Origin of the sequence: Prosthecobacter gellanilyticus, from assembly GCF_007992435.1 — a bacterium.
Classification (GTDB): Bacteria; Verrucomicrobiota; Verrucomicrobiia; order Verrucomicrobiales; family Verrucomicrobiaceae; genus Prosthecobacter; species Prosthecobacter gellanilyticus.
On the sequence record NZ_BKAG01000032.1, the window covers coordinates 34,549 to 56,415 of the forward strand.

Annotated in this window: 15 protein-coding genes; 9 read left to right on the plus strand and 6 right to left on the minus strand. The window is 59.9% G+C overall.

The annotated features are described in order from the left end of the window. Positions 1 to 8: 8 nt before the first annotated feature. Positions 9 to 992 (minus strand): glycosyltransferase family 9 protein, encoded by a 984-nt coding sequence (locus BGE01nite_RS19305; protein WP_170266900.1) that lies wholly within the window; start codon positions 990 to 992, stop codon positions 9 to 11. On the opposite strand from BGE01nite_RS19305, the gene BGE01nite_RS19310 reads away from it, so the two are divergent. The 8 genes from BGE01nite_RS19310 to BGE01nite_RS19345 all read left to right on the plus strand — a co-directional run bounded on the left by BGE01nite_RS19310 (position 979) and on the right by BGE01nite_RS19345 (position 13,561). Continuing rightward, positions 979 to 2,727, plus strand: a complete 1,749-nt coding sequence (locus BGE01nite_RS19310) for an exosortase/archaeosortase family protein (protein ID WP_146852685.1) — start codon at positions 979 to 981, stop codon at positions 2,725 to 2,727. The genes BGE01nite_RS19305 and BGE01nite_RS19310 overlap by 14 nt on opposite strands. Positions 2,728 to 2,853: 126 nt before the next feature. Then, a complete protein-coding gene (locus tag BGE01nite_RS19315; RefSeq protein WP_170266901.1) occupies positions 2,854 to 3,990 on the plus strand; it encodes an acyltransferase family protein in 1,137 nt (378 codons plus the stop codon). A gap of 12 nt (positions 3,991 to 4,002) precedes the next feature. Beyond that, the gene (gene asnB / locus BGE01nite_RS19320) at positions 4,003 to 5,943 is read left to right on the plus strand and encodes an asparagine synthase (glutamine-hydrolyzing) (protein ID WP_146852689.1); all 1,941 of its coding nucleotides are present in this window, start codon (positions 4,003 to 4,005) and stop codon (positions 5,941 to 5,943) included. Positions 5,944 to 6,005: 62 nt separating this feature from the next. Then, a complete protein-coding gene (locus BGE01nite_RS19325) occupies positions 6,006 to 6,839 on the plus strand; it encodes a hypothetical protein (protein ID WP_146852691.1) in 834 nt (277 codons plus the stop codon). Between the two features lie 37 nt (positions 6,840 to 6,876). Next, the gene (locus tag BGE01nite_RS19330) at positions 6,877 to 8,259 is read left to right on the plus strand and encodes a phenylacetate--CoA ligase family protein (RefSeq protein ID WP_146852693.1); all 1,383 of its coding nucleotides are present in this window, start codon (positions 6,877 to 6,879) and stop codon (positions 8,257 to 8,259) included. Positions 8,260 to 8,283: 24 nt separating this feature from the next. Then, on the plus strand, positions 8,284 to 10,188 hold the full coding sequence (gene asnB / locus BGE01nite_RS19335; protein ID WP_146852695.1) for an asparagine synthase (glutamine-hydrolyzing): 1,905 nt from the start codon (positions 8,284 to 8,286) through the stop codon (positions 10,186 to 10,188). A gap of 23 nt (positions 10,189 to 10,211) precedes the next feature. Continuing rightward, positions 10,212 to 11,405 carry a glycosyltransferase family 4 protein gene (locus BGE01nite_RS19340; protein WP_146852697.1) on the plus strand — a complete coding sequence of 398 codons (1,194 nt, stop codon included), beginning with the start codon at positions 10,212 to 10,214 and terminating at the stop codon, positions 11,403 to 11,405. A 17-nt stretch (positions 11,406 to 11,422) separates the two neighbouring features. After that, complete coding sequence (locus tag BGE01nite_RS19345) at positions 11,423 to 13,561, plus strand: bi-domain-containing oxidoreductase (RefSeq protein ID WP_146852699.1); 2,139 nt, start codon at positions 11,423 to 11,425, stop codon at positions 13,559 to 13,561. A gap of 85 nt (positions 13,562 to 13,646) precedes the next feature. Here BGE01nite_RS19345 and BGE01nite_RS19350 read toward each other — a convergent pair whose 3' ends face one another. Genes BGE01nite_RS19350 through BGE01nite_RS19370 form a run of 5 tightly spaced genes read right to left on the minus strand, consistent with a single transcriptional unit; the run spans position 13,647 to position 20,613 of the window. Then, a complete protein-coding gene (locus BGE01nite_RS19350) occupies positions 13,647 to 14,402 on the minus strand; it encodes a ThuA domain-containing protein (RefSeq protein WP_146852701.1) in 756 nt (251 codons plus the stop codon). Positions 14,403 to 14,407: 5 nt separating this feature from the next. Then, positions 14,408 to 17,044, minus strand: coding sequence for a DUF6797 domain-containing protein (locus tag BGE01nite_RS19355; protein ID WP_218033040.1), 2,637 nt, complete (start codon positions 17,042 to 17,044; stop codon positions 14,408 to 14,410). Positions 17,045 to 17,060: 16 nt separating this feature from the next. Next, complete coding sequence (locus tag BGE01nite_RS19360) at positions 17,061 to 18,422, minus strand: enolase C-terminal domain-like protein (protein WP_146852703.1); 1,362 nt, start codon at positions 18,420 to 18,422, stop codon at positions 17,061 to 17,063. A gap of 18 nt (positions 18,423 to 18,440) precedes the next feature. After that, entirely contained in the window at positions 18,441 to 19,337 is an 897-nt protein-coding gene (locus BGE01nite_RS19365) for a sugar phosphate isomerase/epimerase family protein (RefSeq protein WP_146852705.1), read from the minus strand. Positions 19,338 to 19,362: 25 nt separating this feature from the next. Then, on the minus strand, positions 19,363 to 20,613 hold the full coding sequence (locus tag BGE01nite_RS19370) for an MFS transporter (RefSeq protein ID WP_146852707.1): 1,251 nt from the start codon (positions 20,611 to 20,613) through the stop codon (positions 19,363 to 19,365). A 99-nt stretch (positions 20,614 to 20,712) separates the two neighbouring features. Here BGE01nite_RS19370 and BGE01nite_RS19375 point away from each other — a divergent pair, with 99 nt between their 5' ends. Continuing rightward, positions 20,713 to 21,867 (plus strand): XylR family transcriptional regulator, encoded by a 1,155-nt coding sequence (locus BGE01nite_RS19375; protein ID WP_146852709.1) that lies wholly within the window; start codon positions 20,713 to 20,715, stop codon positions 21,865 to 21,867.

Sequence of the window (21,867 nt, forward strand, 5' to 3'; positions counted from 1 at the left end):
GCCAGCGTTCAGGCCAGTTTTTTCAAAGCCATCTCATGCACGTGGTCCACGCTCCAGCGCTTCATGCAGGCCATCGGCTCGGTCGTGTTGAGGCAGGCGTTCACCGGATGGGTGAGGTGATCACACGGCTGGCAGGCAAGCGCGGGGTCGCGCAAGATCTCAAAACGATCACGATGCCAGAAGGGATCCCAGACATCGGTGGAAGGTCCATTGAAAATGATGCCTGGGGTGCCGAGGGCCGAGGCCAGATTCATGGGTCCCGAGTTGTTGCCGATGAACAACCTGGCTCCAGCGATCTGACGGATGAGGTCTGCCAGCGTGCCTGGCGAGATGCGCCGCACCTCCGGAGAAAGCTGGTCTTCCGCAGCAGAGCCCTGGTTCATCCACAGTACTCTGGAATGTGCCGAAAGACGGTTCGCCAGATGAATGAAGTTCTCCAGCGGCCACTTCTTGTAGTCACGGCTGGCTCCAGGATGAATGAAGACACCTCCATGATCCTCACGGCCAAACGCGCTCAGGTCCGGCGGCGGAATCTCTTCAGGAAGCTCCGGCACGAGGGCACGCGCGATGCTCCAGTTCTGCCAGGGATCCGGCTGGGAGAAGTCAACCTGCACGCGCTGGCGGAGAAGACCTCCCAGGTAACGTTCGCGGACGAAGGCTCCGGCAGACTGGGGTGCGCCGCTCAGCCACGCGAGCAGATGCGCCACATTTCCCTGATCATTGCCCAGCAGGCAGAGGTCCTGCGGTGTGGTCATGAACTTCCGGGCCAGCCTGAGCATGGTCAGGGGATGACGCCAGACACTGTTAAAGTCACGGGTCACGAACTCCCTCACCTCCACACCGGGGCAGGCGACGTAATACAAGGGCGCGGCCACAGGGCTCGTGCATACCGTGATGTGCCACTGCGGATGCTGACGCGCGATCTGCTGCACCACCGGCAGGAACACCACATTGTCCCCCAGTTGATTCACTTTAAAAATGAGCAATCGCATCGGCATTGATTCTCCACTGCCGGTTGAAGGTGGCAACTCTTCAAACTTGGCAAGTGCGGCCGGCAGAGCGCCGATGAGCCTGCGGAGCTTTGGCATTTTTGTGGCGCTGGCCTTGGCCGCGCTGATGATTTTGCAGCCGTATGCCGCAGGCTATGGAGCCTTTCGTCTGACGCTGCTGCAGGAGCTGCTCATGCGCTGGAAGGACCCGACCTGGCAGCATGGCTTCCTCGCGCCCTTCATCGCCAGCTGGCTGGTGTGGCGTCAGCGTGAGGTACTGATGACTTTGCCGGTGAAGGGTAGTGTGCTGGGGCTCGCGGCCGTGGTGGTCTCCATGCTGGCCTACTTCGGCGGCTACAAGGCAAACAACTACTACCTCGGTGTGTTTGCCATCCAGCTCTTCCTCGCGGGTGCGGTGTTGGCCTGCCTGGGCTGGGCGCATGCACGGGCCATGGCCTTTGCCTGGCTCATGCTGTGCTTCATGTGGCCGCTGGTATTTCTGGAGGACTCCCTGTCTTTCCAGCTGCGTGAGCTGATGGTGCGGACCACCTCATGGCTTCTTAACACGATCGGGCTCGACACGATCCGCGAAGGCACCGCTCTCATCTCAGCGCCTGTGGATGGCCGCGCGTCAGGGCAGCTCTTCAGCCTGAAGGTGGATGGGCCTTGCAGCGGCATGAGATCACTCTTCGCACTGCTGATGGTCTCGGCCCTGTTCGGCTACTTCCGTCAGAAGACACTGCCGCGGAGGCTCTTCCTCTTCTTCTGCGGCTTCCCGCTCGCCATCCTGGCGAACATGGCGCGGCTGCTCCTGCTCATTGGCGGCACGATGGCCTTCGGCCAGGAGTTCGCCGTGGGAGATCAGGAGAAGGAGGTCAGCACCTTCCACTTCCTTTCGGGCATCGTGGTGTATCTGGTGGCGCTGGCGGGACTGGAGATGATTTCGAAGCTCATGCGGAGAAAAGGAGAAAGGCACGGAGACGCGGAGATGAGGAGACGCGGAGATGTTTCTGGATCTGCTCGTCCGGGCATCTCGATGTCGCCGCGCCTTGTGTTGATAGGTCTCTGCATCATCGCGGCCATCGCCGCCTGCCGCCTCTCTCCGGAAGTCCGTGCGGGGGATGCCTCAGGTGTGGTCATGGAACTGCCGACGGCAGCGGGGAGATTCCTCGGGCAGCCCATGGAAAGAGATGCCGCTGAGAAAGCCCTGCTGCCGGAAGACACGCAGATGCTGAAGATGCAGTACCGCTCCCCCGGCCGGCCTGAAGACCGTGATCTGGCACAGGTGACTCTGGTGCTGGCAGGCGCGGAGAGACGCAGCATCCATCGCCCCGAAGTATGCCTGGATGGCCAGGGCTGGACGCTGGTGAGCTCTACCATCATTCCCGTGGAGATCACACCCGGCCACACCTTGCAGGTGAAGGACCTGCTGGTGGAGCGTGAGATCCGTTTGAACGAAGGCAAGGCCAGGATGCTGCGCGCACACTACGTCTACTGGTTCATCGGCACAGACGTGACGACCCCGAGCAATGCGGTGCGTGTGTGGCTCAGCACGTGGGACAACATCGCCCGCAACGTGAACCACCGCTGGGCTTATGCCAGCATCACCGCCTGGGTGACGGACAATCTGGATGTCCGCGAGTCCGGACAGCGTGCGCGCGATTCTGCAGCCACCACAAGGCTGGTGGAGGAGATCATCCGGAGTCTCTCACCCCGTTTTCAAAAGAACCTGCCGTAGAAAAGTTCATCTCATGAGCGGCAACTTGTGGGTGAGCGGATGGTTGAAGAGTTGCCGCCCGGAAGATTTGAAGCGGTCGTCTAACTTGCCCCCATGAACCAGCGGCTGGACCAGAATTCAGAACTGATGATTGACGCATTGCGGGGCATCGCAGCCGTGATGGTGCTGCTGTCACACTGCTTTGACCTGGCGATCGCGGACAAGTTTGGCTGGAACTATGCCGACACCCCCGCTGGGTGGAGGCTGGCGCGCGCGACCATCGGCCACGGTGGCTTCTGGGTGTGGTCATTTTTCATGATCTCCGGCATCTGCATTCACAGGTCGATCATGAAGGGCATGCAGGATGGAACCTTCTCCTGGCGAACGTATGGCCTGGCACGGCTGACACGCATTTATCCCCTGTTCCTGCTCGGCCTCCTGCTGGCGGTGATCACCTGGCTGTTGCATGAGGACTTTGGGGGCTCCTCCCAGCAGCCCTGGCCCTGGCGGCAGTTTCTCGCCAGCATTGCCGGCCTGCATATCATGACGTGCTCCTTCCCCGGCTTTGAGACCTCCTGGAGCCTGAGCTGTGAATTGATCTATTATGCTGCCTGGCCCGTTCTTTTGCGGCTTGTGGGTGGGAGCACGAGCAAGACTGCATTCGTGGCCATCCTGGGCTCCTTGGCCGGCGCCGCCCTCATCCTCATGATCTGGAAAGGGCTTCACCAGATGGAACACAGCGCGTCCGTGGACGGAATGTGGACGACGCTGGTGCTGTTTCCGGTGTGGGTCTCCGGTGCCTGGATGGCTGCTCACTGGCAGCACGGCGGGCTGGTAGTTTCCCGAAACTTTTGGTTAGGCTCTTTTCTCCTCTGCCTGCTCTCCGAGCTGCTGCTGGCGACCCTCAAGTTCAAGCAGTACCCAGGCTGGGCGCTCCACCTGGCGGGCTTGAGCGCCATTCCAGGGCTCATGTTCCTGCTGTCAGGTGCCGGGCATCTCCGGCTCTTGCTCCGGCCTGCTGCCCAGCCTTCCTGCCGCTGGCTTGGCCGACTTAGCTATCCCTGCTACATCCTGCATTTGCAGATCCTGCTATTGATCAACTACTGGGTGAACAAGATCGCGCCTGACAGCATCACCAAGCGTCCAGTGGTGCATTCAGTGGTGGAGTTTGTGCTGGTGCTGGCCCTGCTGAGTGTGATCGGGCCCAGGCTGGAGTCCTTTTTTCTGAACTGGCGCGCGGGCATTCTTGCCAGAGCTCATCTGCGCATCGTCCGGGCTGTCTGAGAGACTGTTTTTATGTGTGGTTTTGTCGGCTGCTTTGCTCCATCGGGCCAGCCTCTGCCTTCAGCGGGAGTTTTGGAGTCCATGCTGCGCAGCATCCGCCATCGCGGGCCGGATGATGAGGGCTTTCATACGGTGTCTTTTTCTCAAAGGAGCACCCAGGTGCATCTGCCGGGGCAGAGCCTGGCCGCAGGCACGGACGGCGGCTTTGGCTTCGCACGACTGAGCATCCAGGATCTCTCGGAGGCGGGTCATCAGCCGATGTGCAGCCGTGATGGAAGGGTGGTGCTGGTCTTCAATGGAGAGATCTACAATGCTGGCGCGCTGCGTGACCAGCTGCGGTCTCAAGGCGCGGAGTTTCGCGGGCACTCGGACACGGAGGTGATCCTGCGGATGTATGAGCTTCACGGCTGGGATGCTGTGCTGGCAAAAATCGAGGGCATGTTTGCCATCGCCATCGCGGATGTGAGGACGGGCCTGCTGCGCATGGCGCGGGATCACTTTGGCATCAAGCCTCTGTATCACACCCAGCTCGCGGATGGCACGCTGCTCTTCGGTTCGGAGATCAAGGCGTTTCTGCATCACCCAGCCTTCCGCGCGGAGCTGGAGACGGCGCATCTGGCCGAACAAATGATGTTTCGCTACACGGCGTGGGATCGCACCTTGCTGCGCGGAGTCCAGCAGCTGCCGCCGGGGCATGAGATGTGCCGGCAGGCGGATGGCAGCCTCACCCTGAAGCGCTACTGGGCGCTGCCAGATGCGGTGGATGGAAAGGCGGATGCGAATGCGCTCCGCGAAACCCTGCGGCAGGCCGTGCGCAGCCAGCTCGTGAGTGATGTGCCTCTCGGCACGCAGCTCAGCGGTGGCATTGATTCATCTCTGGTGACTCTGGATGCGGCGCGGGCCAGCACGGTGACACGGCACAGCTTTTCGATCGTCTTCGATGATCCGGAGGTCAGTGAAGATGTCTGGATCACCGAGGCTGCGCGCAAGGCTGGCGTGCACAGTCATCGCTACCTGTTTTCACCCAGGCACTTCGCGGAAGATTTTTCACGGGTCACCTGGCATCTCGATCAACCTCCAGGCAATCCCAACACGCTGGCGATCGACCTGCTGGCGCGTGAAGCGAGACAGACGGTGAAGGTGCTCCTCACCGGCGAGGGCTGTGATGAGCTCTTCGCGGGTTACAATCGCTTTTACTACACAGCGCTTCAGCAGCAGCATCCCGCGCTGTTCCGGGCGGGTGCCAGGCTGGCAGGAAGGTCACGCGGGCGTCTTTGGAGGCTGTTGGGCCAGGCAGGAGAGAGCCTGGAACGTCAGATGGTCACGGGCTCAGCCTACGGTGCCGCAGCTCTGATCACAGATCTGCTGCCTGATGCACGTGTGGAAGATGCGCTCACTCGCCGTCTCGATCACCTCGCGGCTTTGCCTGGAGATGGTCTGCGCAAACAGATCCGCTATGAGGCGGAAACGTATCTGCCGGATCTCTTGCTGCGGCAGGACAAGATGACCATGGCCCATGGAGTCGAGTGCCGGGTGCCGTTTCTAGATTTGCAGGTCGCCAAGGCCGCGCGCTCCCTGCCTCTGAGCGCGCTGGCTGGAGCCGCCTATGGACCGAATGCCCGGATGCGCGGCACGAAGCGGATGATCAAGCAGATCGCTGCAGATGAGTTTGGCGCTGCCTTCGCCTTCCGGCGGAAGCGGGGTTTCGATGTGCCGCTGGCTTCCTTTTTCAGGCAGCCCGAGGTGCGTTCCAGGATTCAGGATGAATGGCTCCCGGGCATGAAGAGACGCGGGATCGTAAACGGCAGCGCCGTGGAGGCTCTCTGGAAGAGTCTGCAGAATGAACCCAAAGGCGGGAAGTCGGCCGCCGAGGCGCTCTGGGTCGCCCTAGGTTTAGAAGTCTGGGCAGGGGGAGTGCTAAATTTCAAATCAGAAATTCCTCTAGATAGCTAAAAAATCTATATTTTCTAAAATTATATTGGCGGAAATGTAAATTTATGGAAAATTTATTGTGTATGAAATTAAACGCCCTCTTCTTCACCCTGCTTTTCGGGCTGGCTGCCGTCTCGGCGCAGGCTGACCCAGCAGTTATCAATGGCGTGGACCGTGATGGTTGGGGCGGCGTCTATCAGATCGACGGCCCGGCTTTTGATAACGGCAACTACTGGTGGATGTGCATGGAACCCAATGGCAGCCCTTCGGCCACCATCAGCGAGGGATTCATTGCGGATGCCATCACCCTTTTGGATGGCTGGGATCAGCAGAACACAACGAGGCAGAACTTTTTCATCAATGACCCGAGCGCGAATCCCGCGCTGCAAGTGAGGGTGATCGAGTATGTGCTGGACACCTATCTGCCCTGGAACCTTGTGGGTGCGTCCAACCGCTTTCTCGAGCAGAGCTCCAACTCATCGCTCTTCGGCACGAACGACGATTTTTATAACGCCTTTTTTACCGTCCAGCACTTCATCGAGGAAGCCTATGGCAAGGGCAACATGGTGGACTTCACGGATATGTCCGAGTTCCTGCACGATAGCCAACCGGGCGACGTTCCCTGGAACGGTGGCAATGCCGCAGGAAATATCGACGCCTTCAATGCCCGCATGGCCCTGTTCAACAGCATCCTGAATGATGTGGAGAACAAGGCAGGAATCGCGGGCTTTTTTGAAAACTACAATGTCCAGGGAACCTATATCGTCGCCAATACGCTCTTCCCGGAAGGCGATGACGGCAATTGGCAGGATGCTCTCATCATCCTGGCTCCCGTCCCTGAGCCCAGCGGCGCGCTGCTGATCGCCTGCGCTGGCATCGTTGTCATGTTCCGCCGCTTCCGCCGGCTGGCTGCATGAGTGAATGATGCGGGCTTAAGGCTCGCTGAAAATAAAGATGTCTCTCGAAGACAAGCTCTATCCGCTGCTGCGGCTCTACGAAGCCGCGCCGCAGCCTGTGAAAAGTCTGGCCGGACATGTCTACCGGACCCTGCCAGTGGCCTGGAGACAAGGTCAGGCCTACCCAAAGTTTCAACAAGAAGCACGTGACTGTGAGAGCTGGGATGCGGACACGACCCGCCGATATCAAGTCAGTCATGTGCGTGAGTCCCTCATCGCCGCAGGCAAGGCACCTTTTTATGCGCGCCGCTTTGCCGAGGCAGGTGTGAAGCCGGAGCAGTTTGAATCGCTCGAGCAGCTCTCCGCTTATCCGCTGCTCACCAAGGCAGATCTGCATCAACACCGTGAAGAAATGGTGAACCCGGAGATCCCAGCCTCCCAGAGACTCTACATCACCACGGGTGGTTCCAGCGGTGTGCCGGTGGGCTTTTATCTTCAGCGCGGAGTCAGCCGCCCTAAGGAACAGGCCTTTCTCGAGGCGCAATGGTCACGGCGTGGCTATCGGCCAGGGGATCGTGTGGCCGTCATCCGCGGGGGTGTGACCTCCAGCAGGGCACGGGGCGGCATCAGCTACTACGACGCCACGCGTGACTGGCTCATTCTCTCCTCCTACCATCTCACGCTGGATCGTCTGCCGGAGTATGTGGCGGCACTGCAGCGCTTCCGGCCTAACCATTTGCATGCCTACCCGAGTGCCGCGCTGCTGCTGGCGCGGAGCCTGGAGCAGACTGGAATGAAGCTCAATTTTTCACTCACCTCCGTGCTCTGCGGATCGGAGAAGCTGGATGCCGAATCGCAGGCGTATCTGGAGCGCGTGTTCGATGCCCGTGTGTTTCACTGGTATGGTCACAGCGAGCGCGTGGTGCTGGCGGGGCAGGGAAGGCATACGGATCATCTCTACTTCTGGCCTGGCTACGGATACGTCGAGTTCGGCGAGGCTGATGCGCAGGGGTGCCGGGAGATCATTGGCACTTCCTTTCACAATCACGTCATGCCGTTGATCCGCTATCGCACCGGTGACTATGCTAAATTCAGCGCCCGCATGGACGGGGAGCTGCCCATGACTGAGATCGAGGCCGTGGTGGGGCGTGACTACGAGTTTCTCGTCAGTGCCACGGGCAGGCAGATCTCCCTGACGGCACTCAACATGCACGACAGCATCTTTGACGGCCTGCTGGCGGTGCAGTTTGCGCAGGGGAAGCCCGGGGAGGTGGAGTTTCGCTACCAGCCGGGGCCTGCGTGGCCGCCCGCGCGTGCGGAGTCCATGCGCGCCGGACTGCTGCGCAAGCTGGGGGATGACTTTGACCTCCGCCTTCGCGAGGTCGGGGAAGTCGAGAAGACAGTCTCAGGAAAGCATCGTTGGTTAGTCAAGATGGCTTGAGGAGGGTTCATGCCCTGAATTCCTATGTGCGGATTTGCAGGCTGGTTTCAAAAGGCGGACATCGTCTGGCCTGACGATGCGCGTCAGCGTCAGGAGCGTGCCTTGAAGGCCCTGAACCATCGCGGGCCTGATGATGGCGGCGAGACGCGTGGCCCCACATGGTGGATGGGCTTCCGCCGTCTCTCCATCCTGGATCTCAGTGACCACGCGCATCAGCCGATGAGCTTTGATGGCGGGCATCAAACGCTCACCTTCAATGGCGAGATCTACAACTTCCGCGAGCTGCGCGAGACGCTCGGACGCGAGCGCCTGTCATCCACCGGTGACACGGCCGTGCTCGGCGCGCTGCTTTCCCGCCAGAGGCTGGGGCGTGTGCTGCCGCAACTGCGCGGCATGTTTGCCTTTGCCTGGCGGGATGAGACACGGCGCACGCTGTGCCTCGCGCGTGATCATTTCGGCATCAAGCCGCTTTACTATCATCTCGATTCGGACGGCACTCTTCGTTATGCCTCGGAGATGCGCACCCTGCGTGCCTTGCTGGGTTCCAAAGCCTCCGCGCTGTCTCCGCAGGCCTTGACGGGTTATTTGCGCTGGGGCTGCGTGCAGGCACCTGACACCACGGATGACGGCATCCGCTGCCTGCCGCCCGGCCATCGCCTGATCTGGCAGGATGGAGAGATCGAGGTGGAACGTTGGTTCATGCCCGTGTGGCAGTCACAGAATGACTGGATCCGTGATGAGGATGAGCAGCGCCACATGGTGCGGATGGCCGTGCTGGACAGTGTGCGGGCCCATCTGATCGCGGACGTGCCTGTGGGTGTCTTTCTCAGCGGCGGTCTAGATTCCTCTCTCATGGCAGGGGCCATGCGCCATCTGGGCCAGAAGAAGATCAAAGCCTTCTCCCTCGGCTATGATGTGGATGCCGGAGTGCCGGATGAAACGCAGGCCGCAGAGCGCACGGCGCACGCCCTGGGGTGTGACTTCCATGCGGAGTGCATGTCTGCCGCGGCTGTGGAAAGCTTGCTGGATGACTACATCGGCAGTCTCGATCAACCCACGGGAGATGCCCTGAACACCTGGCTAGTCTCTCGTCTGGCGGCCCGTGATGTGAAGGTGGTGCTCAGCGGCCTCGGGGCGGACGAATGGTGGGCAGGCTATACTTTGCATCGGCTAGCGTCCTTGACGATGCGTTCACCACTCAAGCATTTTGGATGCATCGCCCGTGGCTTTCAGTCCCTGCTGCCCGGTGCACTGCACACCCATCCCTCCTGGAAGGCGGCCTTCTTTGCGCTTGGCGGTCATGGCCATACCCCCGCGCAGATCCAGCGCTCGTCACGGGCACTCTTCATGCCTTCAGAGGTGGCTCGCATCACAGGACAGTCATGGAGCGAGAACAGCGAGGGTCAGCGCATCGCACGCGAGGCTCCGCTCAGCGCGCCTGACAGCTGGCTGCACGAGCTGCTGCGCGTGGAGACGGAGACCTATCTCGCGGACATGCTGCTGCGTGACAATGATGTGGTCAGCATGGCGCACTCCCTGGAGCTGCGTGTGCCGCTGGTGGACAAGCACATTTTCGCGCTCTCCGCCCGCCTGCCTCCGGAGAGCAAGATGACCACGCGGCGTGGGAAGATCATCCTGCGCGAGGCGTGCAAAGATCTGCTCCCTGCGCACATCTACGATGACAAGCAGAAGAAGACCTTCACGCTGCCGCTGATGAAGTGGATGCGAACTCCGGCATGGCGTGCGCGTATTGAGGACACCCTTTACTCCACTGCCTGCCGCCAGCGTGGCTGGTTGCAGCCACGTGAGGTGGAAAAGCTCTGTGCGGCCTACTTCAACAGCTCGGTGGAGACGAAGCGCGGCTGGTCGCTCAGCCAGCGCGTGTGGGTCATGTATGTGCTGGAGGCCTGGGCCTCAAAGAACGCGTGAATAAACATTTATTTGGTTAGCGAATGTCCGTGATTCTCCAGGTCTTCAATCGCTATCTCCAGTCTGGTGGAGAGGAGAAGTCCGTGGACCGCATCCAGAAACATGCGGCGCTGCGCCATGAGGTGCCGCGCTGCTTCTTTGAGAGCGCTGCATGGACTGGGGCAGGTGCTCCAGGGCGCATCACCCAGGCGAAACGCTTCTTCTACAATGCGGCCTCCGCGGAGAAGTTTGAGGGGCGAGTTCGTGAGACCGGCGCGCGTGCGGCCATGTTTCATAATATCTATCCGGTGGGTTCGCCTGCGCTGTATCGCAGTGCTTTGAGGCAGAAGCTCCCGATCATACAATACCTTCACAACTATCGTCCTTTCTCGGTCGGTGGCTCCTTGTTTTACGATGGTCGTGTCCAGACAGCGCCTCTGCATGGCGACTATGCAGGCGAGGTGCGGGCAGGGGCCTGGCAGGGAAGATTAAAAAGCGGCCTCTGTGCGCTCATGCTGAAGATGCTGCATCGCAGTGGCTGGCTGGATGGCGTGAAAGCCTGGGTGACGATCTCGCAGTTCATGGCGGACCAGCTGGCGAAGCATGAATGTGTGCCGAAGGATCGCCTGCATGTCCTGCGGCACTCCTGGGATGCCATGCCAAAGCTCCCCGAGATCGAAGACCAGGGCAGCTATCTGTTTCTCGGCAGGCTCATTCCTGAAAAAGGCATTCACATGCTCGTGCAGGCGTGGCATGAGCTTCGCCAGCAGCTCGGTGATCGAACACCCGTGCTTCAAATCGCGGGCGATGGTGTTTTGGAATCATTCGTTAGGCAGGCTGCGACACTGAACCCGGGCATCCGCTACCTCGGACAGATCAGTGGTGAGGCGAAGCATGAGGCGCTGAGTTGCTGCCGGGCCGTGGTCGCTCCCTCCATCTGGTGGGAGCCTCTCGGGCTGATGATCTACGAGGCCTATGACTATGCCAAACCTGTCCTTGCCGCACGCAGCGGAGGTTTGATCGAAACCGTCCAGCCTCACGAAACCGGGCTGCTTCACGAACCTGGAGATGTCTCAGGACTTGTCCGGGATGTGCTCACACTCGAGTCCATGAGTGCGGAACTGCGCGAGCAACTGGGCTCACAAGCTCGTGCCTGGCTGCTCCGCGAGACGACGGTGGACAGATGGCAGGATCGTTTTGACGAGATCCTCGCCAGCGTGCTTTCATCACCCCACTAACACGCTACTAAGAATCCATGCTTCAGCTCGCCCAGTATCAGGATGGTCGTCTCGAACTCCAGGACGTGCCAGCTCCCGTGCCGCCGCCGGGAGGCATCCTGGTGCGCACGACCTGCTCGGTGATCTCTCCGGGCACAGAAAAGATGAAGGTGGAGCAGGCGCGCATGTCCTTGCTGCAAAAGGCCCGGGCACGCCCGGATCAGGTGAAGAAGGTCATCGATACCGCCCGCACACTAGGCTGGAAGTCGGCCCTCGAGAAAGTGCGCAACCGGCTCGAGTCACCCACGCCGCTCGGCTACTCGGCCACTGGCATCGTCGTTGCGGTGGATGAGCTGAACACACGCTTCCGAGTGGGTGATCGCGTGGCCTGCGGGGGTGCTGAGTGTGCCTTTCATGCGGAGATGATCGCTGTGCCAGATCTGCTGGCTTCGCCTGTGCCAGAGGGTGTTGAGGACTGGCAGGCTGCGTACACCACACTCGCCTCGATCTCGATGGAGGTGGTGCGCCAATCAGGAGCGCGTCTTGGTGAGCGTGTGCTGGTGATGGGGCAAGGTCTTGTCGGTCTGCTAGCCACCAGTTTGCTGAAAGCCTCCGGCGCTCGTGTGATGGGCGTGGACTTTGTGCAGCCACGTTTGCAAACCTCGCTCGCCATGGGTGCGGAGCGTGTGGTGAATCCTTCGCAGTCGAAGCTCGAAGATGAAGTGCATGCCTGGACTGATGGCCATGGCGTGGATGCTGTGCTGCTCTGTGTCGGTGGCAAAGGTCGCGAGGCAGCAGACAGCGCCATTGCTTGTCTGCGTGATCGTGGCGTCATGGTCATCGTGGGCATCTACGATGCCGAGCTGAGCTGGAAAACGGCCTACATGAAGGACATCCAGGTCCGCTACAGCCGAAGCTACGGCCCGGGCCGCTATGACCCGCAGTATGAGTGGGGTGGCAAGGACTATCCCATCGGCCACGTGCGCTGGACCGAGAACCGCAACTTCGAATCCTGCCTGCACCTCATGAAGACCGGCGCGCTGGATCTCAGACCCGTGACAACAAGACGAGTTGCTTTCTCTGGAGTGCTTGATGTCTACAACCATCTGGAGGCTGAACTGGGTGTGGTGATTGAGTATTCATCATCTCAATCCACGGCTTTGAGTAGTGGCCAGTCTGCCAGCGTCACTGAATCCAAGGTGACATCGAGTTCACCCGGTACACTGTCCCGTGCTTGTGATCGTTTGGACGTCCTCGGCGCCGGTAACTTCGCCCGCACCATGCTTTTGCCGCATGTGAAAGGGCAGATCACGCTGGGCACGATTGTCAATGCCACGGGCCTCAGCTCACGACATGTGAAGGAGAAGTTTGGTTTCTCCCATGCCGAGACGGATGCAGCCAAGGTCTTTGAATCCAATGGTGGCGCCGTGATGATCGGCACGCGTCATCATTTGCATGCGCCGTATGTCCTCAGAGCACTGGCGGCAGACAAGCATGTGTTTGTGGAGAAGCCGCTCTGCCTGACACGTGATGAACTGACGCAGATCGATGCGGCAATGAACTCCACCCAAGGCAGCGTCATAGTCGGTTTCAACCGTCGCTTCGCTCCTGCGACCGTGGAATTGAAGAAGACTCTGGCAACCATCTCGGGGCCGAAGACGCTCGCTTTCCATGTCTTCGCCGGGCCGCTCGCGCCGGATCACTGGTATGCAAACCTCGATGAAAGCGGCGGTCGTGTGCTCGGGGAGGCCTGCCACTTCTTTGACTTCGCCTGTCATTTGCTAGGCAAGCCGGTGCGCGTCACCGCTCAGACCGTGGGGCGCAGCACCTTCCCTGATTCTGTGACAGCACAGATTGAATTCGCAGACGGATCGGCGGCACAGATCATCTATTCCGCAGAGGGTGACTTCGCCTTCCCGAAAGAGACCTTCCGTGTCTTCGCCAGCGGCTTGGTGGCGGAGTGCGTGAACTTTCAGGAGCTTGCCCTGCATCGTCGCCGCAAGCGTGTGGTCACCAAGTTTAACAGCAAGGGACATGCGGAGGAGATGGCCGCGTGGATGGCCTATCTCAAAGGGCAAAGCCCGACTCCGCTGCCGTATGCGGAGTCACGCCAGAGCATGGCGCTGACCTTTGCAGTCCTCGTGAGTCTGCGGGAGAACCGCAGCATCTCTCTTTAACAGCTCACCACGCGCCGGTCACGATCACCGGCTCAAACGCGTAGCGGCCTAACAAACATCACCACAGGCCATGCTTGTGCCTGCATCAATGGGCCAGCGCCCAGGCGATGCCATTCAGCATGAGCTTACGGAAAGCAGGCTCTTTGAAGTCATCAGCATGGCCGAGTGAGGTGTAGAACACCTTCGCCTGCTTTGGGCCGAAGCGATGGGTCCAGGCGATGGGCTCGGCAGGTTGATTGGGAATGGTGCCGATGAGCAGAGGCGTGGCGGTCTTGGCCAGAGGTGTGTTCTTATACAGCGTGCCATTGCCGATGAGTTCAGTGAGAGTGATGCCTTTCAGGATCTCGTGGTCCTCAGCGCCTGGTGCGAGGGTGCAGATGGTTTTGTCCTCACCCTTGTGATGATTGGTGTAGCTGCCACCGAGCACCTCGGGATCAAATTCCTGCCAGTTCGCGTGCTTGTCATCAATGAGCTTGTCCTTCGGACGAAGGGCAAAGGCATGGCTCGCCGTGCGAATGCCGAGCAGTGGCTTGCCAGCGGCGAGAAAGGCGCGCACGGCATCCAGTTGCTCAGTTGGCGGTGTGCGACGGCGCACGCTCACCAACAGCAGATCCGCATCCTTCAGCGCTTCGACAATGCCCGGGAAGTTGTTCTTATCCGCAGCATCTGCATGAATGATCGTGACCTTGTGTCCGAGCGGTTCAACATCGCTCTTGGCAAAGGCGGGCAAGGTTTCCCAGGTGAGATATTCATCTTCACCAATCATGAAGACAAGGTTGGCCGCCTGTGCAGGAAGCACAAGCAGGGTTAGAGCAATGGCGAGGTGACGAAGGATCTTCATGGCGGTTATTTCAGGGACTTGATGTAGAGGACGAGGGACTCGAGCTGGGAATCGGTGACCACACCGGCATAGCTCGGCATGGCATATTCGCTCTTCGCGAAGTCGGCATGACGCTTGGCGGAGGGCTGGAGGATGGACTCACGGATGTAGGCATCATCGACAACGACGCTGCCCTTCTTTTTCTTCTCATCGACGTAGTCGCGCTTCGCGCCAAAGAGCTTGTTCCACTTAGGACCGATCTTGAAGAGGTCCTGGTCCTTCACGCTGTGGCAGGCCACGCAGCCCAGCATCTGGGAAAGACGCAGTCCTTCCTCGATGGTGACAGGGCCCTTGGCTTGAGCGGCTGCCGCGCGTGGTGTGAGATCCACGGTGATTTCACCAAAGCCCTCGGCCTTCGCATCAAAGCTCACCAGATCATACGGTGTGGTGTAGGCATTCTGCGCCATGGCGGCACCTTCGGCACTGGAGATGGACCAGCCGACGCGAAGCTGCATCTCGGTTTTCATGCCGGGAACGCCAACGAAGACGCTCTTGCCATCCTGGCTGACATAAGCGCCGCTCGGTGTGAGCCAGTCGATGCCCGTGCTGCCATCGGCCTTGTATTGAGCCGAACCATAAGTGTGTGCACGCTTATAACCCCAGGTGCCGAGCGAGTAACTGGCGGGGTCAGCCGCCTTCTTCGGATCAAGCGCCACGTCGAACCGCAGCAGCACACCCTTGTCCATCGGCACGATCTCGCGGGGCAGCAGGCTCGGTGCGCCCGTGTAGCGCACGCGGCAGAGGCCGGCGAGGGTATCCAGTGTGTTCCCCCAGCCGATGACCTGGAAGCCAGCGAGGTAGAGCTGGCCGTCCACAGGATTCACACTGCCATTCAGCGGCGGGAAATCGAACTCGTCTGTGATGCTGACCACAGCGGCCTGCGTGCGCTTGCCACGCTCATTGAGGATCACGCGCAGCAGCTCAGGCTTGTTGAAGCAGATCTGCACCATCTGGTCATTCAGCGGGCCCATCTTCGCATCGAAGAGCCAGACCTGGGACATGGCGGAGGAGTTCACCGCGTGCGGCATCCAGGTCAGTGGCTCTGCGATGGGTGCAGGATATTGTTCCTTGGGCAGCTTGTCACTGAGGAAGCCGTAGAACTGGTGATCCTTCACAATGTGAAGCGGTGTGCTGGGGATGTACTGGCCCTCCTGATCGCTGGAGGTCACCAGACCGGTCTTGATGTTCACGCCAATGCTGGGCTGGCGGAAGCCATAACCAAGCACGGTCGACTTCTTGCCATCAGCAGAGACGCGCAGCACGCTGCCATTGTGCTTGCCGATGGTGGTGGCCTCCTGACCGCCTTTGGCGATGACAAACTCACCTTTGGGGGCAAGGCGCAGCGTGCTCGGGAACTCACGCATGTCCGCTGTTTGCGCGAAGGCATTGGAGAAGAGCTCATGCACATCGGCCTCGCCATCTTGGTTGGTATCGATGAGCTTCCAGATGCCATTGCGATCAAACACAAAAATTTGTTCGTCGCGGATCGCGCAGGTCATCGGCTCATGCAGGCCTGAGGTGAAGCGCTTCCACGTCACGGGACCGTTCATCTCATGCAGACCACGGACGAGCCAGACATCGCCATCGAGAGTGATGGCCACGCCGGTGCCGTCCTTGAGGAACTGAATGTCGCCAAGGCGCACGGCGCGCTTCCAGGGATTGTCATCAGGCAGGTCCACATGATCCAGAACATAGGCTTCTTTGGAAGCAGACGGCTTGATCTTCGAAACCGCCTCTTGAGGCCAGCGAACGGCTGCGGCGACTTCAGAGATGGCGTGTGGCTTGATCGCAGGAGCCTCATGCTCGTCACAATGAGAGACGCAGAAAGTGGCGGTCTTCGCATGCGCTGGGACACGCACGATCCAGAGGTCGTCATCGTGCAGGAGCTCCGCATCGCCCGTCACGGTGATGCCTGCTTCCACCTCCTGGGAAGGGCCGTTCATCTTGGCGCCGACGACCAGCAGCAGATCCTTGGTGGAAGCGTCAACGCTGAGGTGGCGCTCCACCACGGGCCGGCCTTCTTTCTCCGAAGCCTGCCACCATTCGCGAACCTCAGCACCGCTGGCGGTGTATTCCAAAACAACACCTTCATTGACGAGGCGCACGTTCTGAAAGCGGTCGATGGATTCATCCACCGGACCACGACCGACTTCTTCTTTGCTCGGTGCAGGTTCGCGGGGATCTGTGGTGGAGACTTTCCCGCCACTCTGCCAGCCTGGGAAGAGGCCATTGCCGAGCCAGAGCTTGCCATCGAACTGAGGAGCCGGGAACTGACCGCCGGGGGTCTTGCGGCCTGCATCAAGGTAGGAGCCGGGCGCCAGGGCCTTGTCCGTGATGCCTTTGCCGCGCCAGATGGCGGACACGCGCAGCATGTCCGTGTCAAAGCAGGCCCAGCACTCGTGATCCAGCTTCAGGATGATGCCACGTGGAGTGAGATTGTTTGCGCCCACGCCTTCGCGCCGCGCATCGAGGATGGAGGAGAAGAAAGGAAAGTCAGCTTCCACCCATGTCCCCCAAGGTTGCGGCGGGTAGTTGGGCTTCTTCGACGGGTCCGCCGCAGATGCCGTGAGTGATAAGAGAGCGAGAAGGAAAAGCGGTTTCATGTCAGGGGGTGGAAAATCAAGACTTCACTGCGCCGAGGCCGAGTCCAGTCAGACAACTCGTGTTCATGGAGCCATCTCGTACATTAAAGATGCCTGGAAAGAGATCCCGCCAGGCATCATTTGCCACGGGGCAATACTGGCGCGAATTCGATTCAATGGCTGCAACGCCCGGTACATGCGCGGCGATGCCTGCGGAATGGATCAACGAAGCTCCGGGGCAGCTCAGATCCTGCACGCAAAGGAACATGCCCATCTTCTGCGCGGCTGCTGCCATGAGCAGAGACTGGCTCTGGCCTTTGCAGGCTTTCAATGCCGCTCCGGTGTAACCTAGCTCATGAGCGAGCTGCAGGGCTTCAAGATCCGTGAGGGATTCATCAATGACCACCGGCTTCAGCTTCGCGGCCTCATGCATCTTGTTCTCCGGATGCGCTTTCAGGTCACGCGCGGTCGGTTGCTCGATGTACTGCACGCGATCAAAGCCCTGCGGTGTGCGCTCACGCAGCTTGCGCATCATCTCCACGAGATACTCCACACTCTGGCAGCGCTCATTGAAGTCGAGCGAGTAATGCCACCCTGTGATGCCTCGCTCACGTTGCGCTTCGATGGTCACTCGATCCACCTTGATGATGCGCTCGAGGTCCCAGTTCAGGTCATCGCCATTGAGCTTGATCTTCAAATGCGTGAGGCCGTTGTAGTGAATCCACTGCGGCAATGTCTCAGGCAGACCATCACCGACAGGCTGTGTCAGCTCGTCATCATCGAGAGGATCCAGAGCGCCGACGAGATGGTACAACGGCATGCGCGCCTGCGGTTCGCTATGCACGTACGCATCTGGATACTCACCTGCGAAATCAGTGCCGAGCCAGGTGCCAAGATCATGGTTCATCAGATCACGGCTGTAGGTGTGGTAGCAGTTCAGTTCGAGCATCTTGCCAAAGGCATCATGCAGCGCGGCGTCAAAGGCACTGCCACACACGAGGGTGCAGAGTTTTGGAATCGGCTGGGAGAGCTGAAGCTCTCGACTCACATCAGCGGCAGCCTTGAGGAAGAGTTCTTCAAGCTCAATGCCGAGCTCGATCGGGTGACCAAACTCGTCAAAGCTGCGAGAGACTTGCGCGAGGCGCTCTGAGAGCTTTGCCATGGCTTCATGAGTCTGCTGGAAGGTCAGCTCGCGTGAGGGGAAGGACCAGGTGTTGGCAAGTGGCATGGAGCCGAAGCCGTGAGCCACGCGGCCATCGCGTGAGATGACCTCGCACTCCACATTGAGGACGGTGACTTCACTCACGGCCACGCCGCCGAACTTGATGGGTGTGCGGTAGTCGTAGTGCTCGTAACTGGTGCGGATGTCGCGAATGCGGATGTCGGTGGGTTTGCTCATGGTGGGTCGGTGAGTCAGTCAGGAAATCAGTTGGCGGGCCTTCATCCAGCTCAGGTAGGTGGTGGCGCAGGTGTCCAGGTTTTTGAGCGAGCCACCACCGCGAAGCGGCGAGCACATCTCAAAGGTGGCGATGCCATCAAACCCGCCATCTTTCAGGCCGCTGAAGAAGGCGGCGTAGTCGATGAAACCCTTGCCAAAAGGCACAGCGCGCACCCAGTCCACATCTTGGCGTTCGTAGTTCACCAGCTCGGGACGATAGCGATGGCGCGGCACCTTGATGTAGTCTGCATTCGTGGTGATCACGGTATGCGGTGCGGCCAGTTTGGCGGATTCGTAGACGTTTTCAGCGCGCAGGGCCGGTGACCAGGCATCGAAGCCGAGCTTGCAGTTAGGTCGATCGATGTCCGAAAGCATTTCGAGCAAGGCTTCGGTATGCAGACCTACATCGTGATGGTTCTGAAGGGCAATCGTCACACCATGCGCGGCAGCGCGATCACACATCTCACGCACAGCGGAGACACAGCGATTCCATTGAGTCTGCGGATCCTGGCCCTCGATCTCATAAGCTCCGAAGATGCGGACGATCTTGGTGCCAAGCTGGGCCGCGATGCGTGCGAGTGATTCGACATAGGCAATCTGAAACTCAATTTGCGGCACCTCACAGCCCACGCCGACAGGTTGCGCGAGGTTCGTGTAAGCACCGAGCACATCGCAGCGGATCTTCGCAGCATTTAACGCGGCTTTGAGCGGCTCGATCTGCTCAGCAGCATCCAGCGGTGAGAGATGCGGGCGCTTGCCGGCGATCATCACGGACTCATAACCGAGCTTCGCGGCATGAGGAATGAAGTCAGTGAGCTTGAGGACGGACTGGCCCCAGAAACCGGCGTAGCTGATGGAGAAGAGACAGGGTGTCATGCGCGTGTGGAGGCTGGATTTAAGATCACTCGGGCAGCGGACGGTCTTTGGTCTCGGGTGCGAACCAAATGGCGACCATGCCGATGAGGTAGACAAAAACGATGGCCGCTCCGGCCTTTGGATAGCTGCCGCCAAAAAAGCTCATCACGCTGCCCATCTGCCATGCGCCGATGGCGGCAATGATGCGGCCGGAATTGAAAGCCACACCTTGACCCGTGGCGCGCACACGTGTGGGAAAGAGCTCTGGCAGATACTGTGGCAGCCAGCCGTAAAAGGCTCCCGTGAACGCACCGACGACCCCTGTCATGAGAAGGAAGCCCGCGCCGTAGCTGTCAAAGGTGCGGAAAAAGAGCGTGCAGACGATGAGAGCACCGAGGCACAGAGCGAAGTAAACAGGTCTACGACCGAACTTGGCACCGATGAGCGGGGCGATCAGACAACTGATCATGGAGCCGACACAGGAGCAAATCTGAATCCATGCCTTGGCCTTCGGTTGCTGCCCGTGAGTGAGCTGGTCCGCCCAGAGCGGGATCCATTGCACAATGCCCCAGGTCACGGTGAGTGCCACCGAGGCGAATAGAATAGCGAGCAGTGTGTTCTTGCGCAGAGCGCCGGAGAAGATTTCGCGGAGTGGACTCGCCTTCGGATCCTGAGCCACAGCATGCTTCCAGGTTTCCGACTCCGGTACAAAGCGCATGATGAAAAGGGTGAGCAGCGCAGGTGCCGCACCGATCAGCATGACCCAGCGCCAGGACTCCGTGGTGATGGCGAAAAACAATCCCAGCACAGCGATGAACACATAGCCTAGATTCGCCGCAGCACCGATGAGGCCCGCCATGAGCGGGCGCTTGTCAGATGGCCAGGCCTCCATGACGAGAGCGACACCGAGCGACCACTCACCGCCCATGCCAAGTGCGGCGACGAAGCGAAACATGGCGAGCTGCCAGGGCGCCTCGGCGAAGTAGTTCAGACCCGTGAAGAGGGAGTAAGCCATGACGCTGAGCATCATGGCCCGCACGCGGCCAATGCGGTCGCCCAGCCAGCCAAAGAGCAGACCACCTGCTGCGGCACCCAGCAAAAAGGTCGCGGTGATACGGCCCATCCACATCTGCACGAAGGCCTCATCAATGATGCCCGCGGCTGCTTGAAACTCCTGCAGGGCCGGGCGTGCCACCAGGGGGAAGATGCCCATCTCCAGGCCGTCAAACATCCAGCCAAGGAAGGCGGCGATGAGGGTCATGGTCTGGGCTCGCTTGATCGGGTCGGTGGATAACATGGGCGGATAGATACTGGCCGGAAATTCTGTTTTCATCCCAACTTCGTCCAACAAAACACCACTTTTTGAGCGTTTTGATATTCGTGCTACGCTGCCGCCATGCCGACTCCCCGTGTTGCCCTCCTGGTCGAGACCTCCCGTGAATATGGGCGTGGTCTTCTGCGCGGCATCATCCGCTATCAGCGCAAGCATGGGCCGTGGTCCATCACCTTTCAGCCGCATGGACTTGATGAGCCTCCGCCGCCGTGGCTGCGCACCTGGAAAGGGGATGGTATCATCGCGCGCATCAATGATCTAGCCACGGCGAAGGCGCTGATGCGGCTGAAGGTTCCCTTGATTGATCTGCGTGCCTCATTGCCAGGATTAAAACTGCCGATCGTGGGCATCGAGAACCGTCTGGTGGTGCGCATGGCGGTGGATCATTTCCTGGAGCGCGGGTTTCGACACTTCGCCTTCTGCGGCACGCCGTATGGACAGCATGTGTATCAGGACGAGCGCTCGGACCGCTTTCGTGCGGAACTCAAGGAGCATGGCTTTGAGTGTGATGTGTATCAGCATCCGAAAGTGAGACGAGGTGCCGAACAAGAATTGCAACATTTGACGCAATGGCTGGCAAAGCTGCCGAGGCCGTGTGCGCTGATGACCTGTCATGATGACCGGGGCCAGCAGGTGCTGGATGCCTGCCTGCGTGCGGGCTTTGCCGTGCCGGATGAGATCGCGGTGCTCGGTGTGGACAATGACGAGTTCCTCTGCCAGCTCACCACGCCTCCGATGAGCAGCATTGATGTGGATCCAGTGAGGATCGGGCATGAGGCTGCAGCGCTGCTGGACCAGCTCATGAGCGGGAAGCAGCCGCCTCCTCCATCGCGCTTCTATCCACCTCGACGGATCATGGAGCGGCAGTCCACCAGCATCATCGCGGTGGAGGACCGGCATGTGGCCAGCACGGCACGGCGCATTCGTGACGGTGCCTGCACGCCGATGAGTGTGGACGAGGTGCTGCGGGATGTGCCGCTGAGCCGCAGCGCAGCCTATCGAAGGTTTCGTCAGCAGCTCGGACGTTCACCGAAGCAGGAGCAGATGCGGCTGCGCATCATTCGCGCTCGCGAGCTTCTGGAGGACACGGATCTCAGCATCACGGAGATCGGGCAGCGCATCGGCTATGAGGAATCCAAGTACTTCATCCATGTCTTCAAGCAGCAGACAGGCACCACGCCGCTGAAGTATCGCAAAGCGAAGCAGGGCAAGCGGTGA

Bases quoted from the DNA above. Each gene is read 5' to 3' on its own strand.
- BGE01nite_RS19310 (WP_146852685.1), top strand. From the start codon at position 979: ATGAGCAATCGCATCGGCATTGATTCTCCACTGCCGGTTGAAGGTGGC.
- BGE01nite_RS19305 (WP_170266900.1), bottom strand. From the start codon at position 992: ATGCGATTGCTCATTTTTAAAGTGAATCAACTGGGGGACAATGTGGTG.
- BGE01nite_RS19315 (WP_170266901.1), top strand. From the start codon at position 2,854: ATGATTGACGCATTGCGGGGCATCGCAGCCGTGATGGTGCTGCTGTCA.
- asnB (WP_146852689.1), top strand. From the start codon at position 4,003: ATGTGTGGTTTTGTCGGCTGCTTTGCTCCATCGGGCCAGCCTCTGCCT.
- BGE01nite_RS19325 (WP_146852691.1), top strand. From the start codon at position 6,006: ATGAAATTAAACGCCCTCTTCTTCACCCTGCTTTTCGGGCTGGCTGCC.
- BGE01nite_RS19330 (WP_146852693.1), top strand. From the start codon at position 6,877: ATGTCTCTCGAAGACAAGCTCTATCCGCTGCTGCGGCTCTACGAAGCC.
- asnB (WP_146852695.1), top strand. From the start codon at position 8,284: ATGTGCGGATTTGCAGGCTGGTTTCAAAAGGCGGACATCGTCTGGCCT.
- BGE01nite_RS19340 (WP_146852697.1), top strand. From the start codon at position 10,212: ATGTCCGTGATTCTCCAGGTCTTCAATCGCTATCTCCAGTCTGGTGGA.
- BGE01nite_RS19345 (WP_146852699.1), top strand. From the start codon at position 11,423: ATGCTTCAGCTCGCCCAGTATCAGGATGGTCGTCTCGAACTCCAGGAC.
- BGE01nite_RS19350 (WP_146852701.1), bottom strand. From the start codon at position 14,402: ATGAAGATCCTTCGTCACCTCGCCATTGCTCTAACCCTGCTTGTGCTT.
- BGE01nite_RS19355 (WP_218033040.1), bottom strand. From the start codon at position 17,044: ATGAAACCGCTTTTCCTTCTCGCTCTCTTATCACTCACGGCATCTGCG.
- BGE01nite_RS19360 (WP_146852703.1), bottom strand. From the start codon at position 18,422: ATGAGCAAACCCACCGACATCCGCATTCGCGACATCCGCACCAGTTAC.
- BGE01nite_RS19365 (WP_146852705.1), bottom strand. From the start codon at position 19,337: ATGACACCCTGTCTCTTCTCCATCAGCTACGCCGGTTTCTGGGGCCAG.
- BGE01nite_RS19370 (WP_146852707.1), bottom strand. From the start codon at position 20,613: ATGTTATCCACCGACCCGATCAAGCGAGCCCAGACCATGACCCTCATC.
- BGE01nite_RS19375 (WP_146852709.1), top strand. From the start codon at position 20,713: ATGCCGACTCCCCGTGTTGCCCTCCTGGTCGAGACCTCCCGTGAATAT.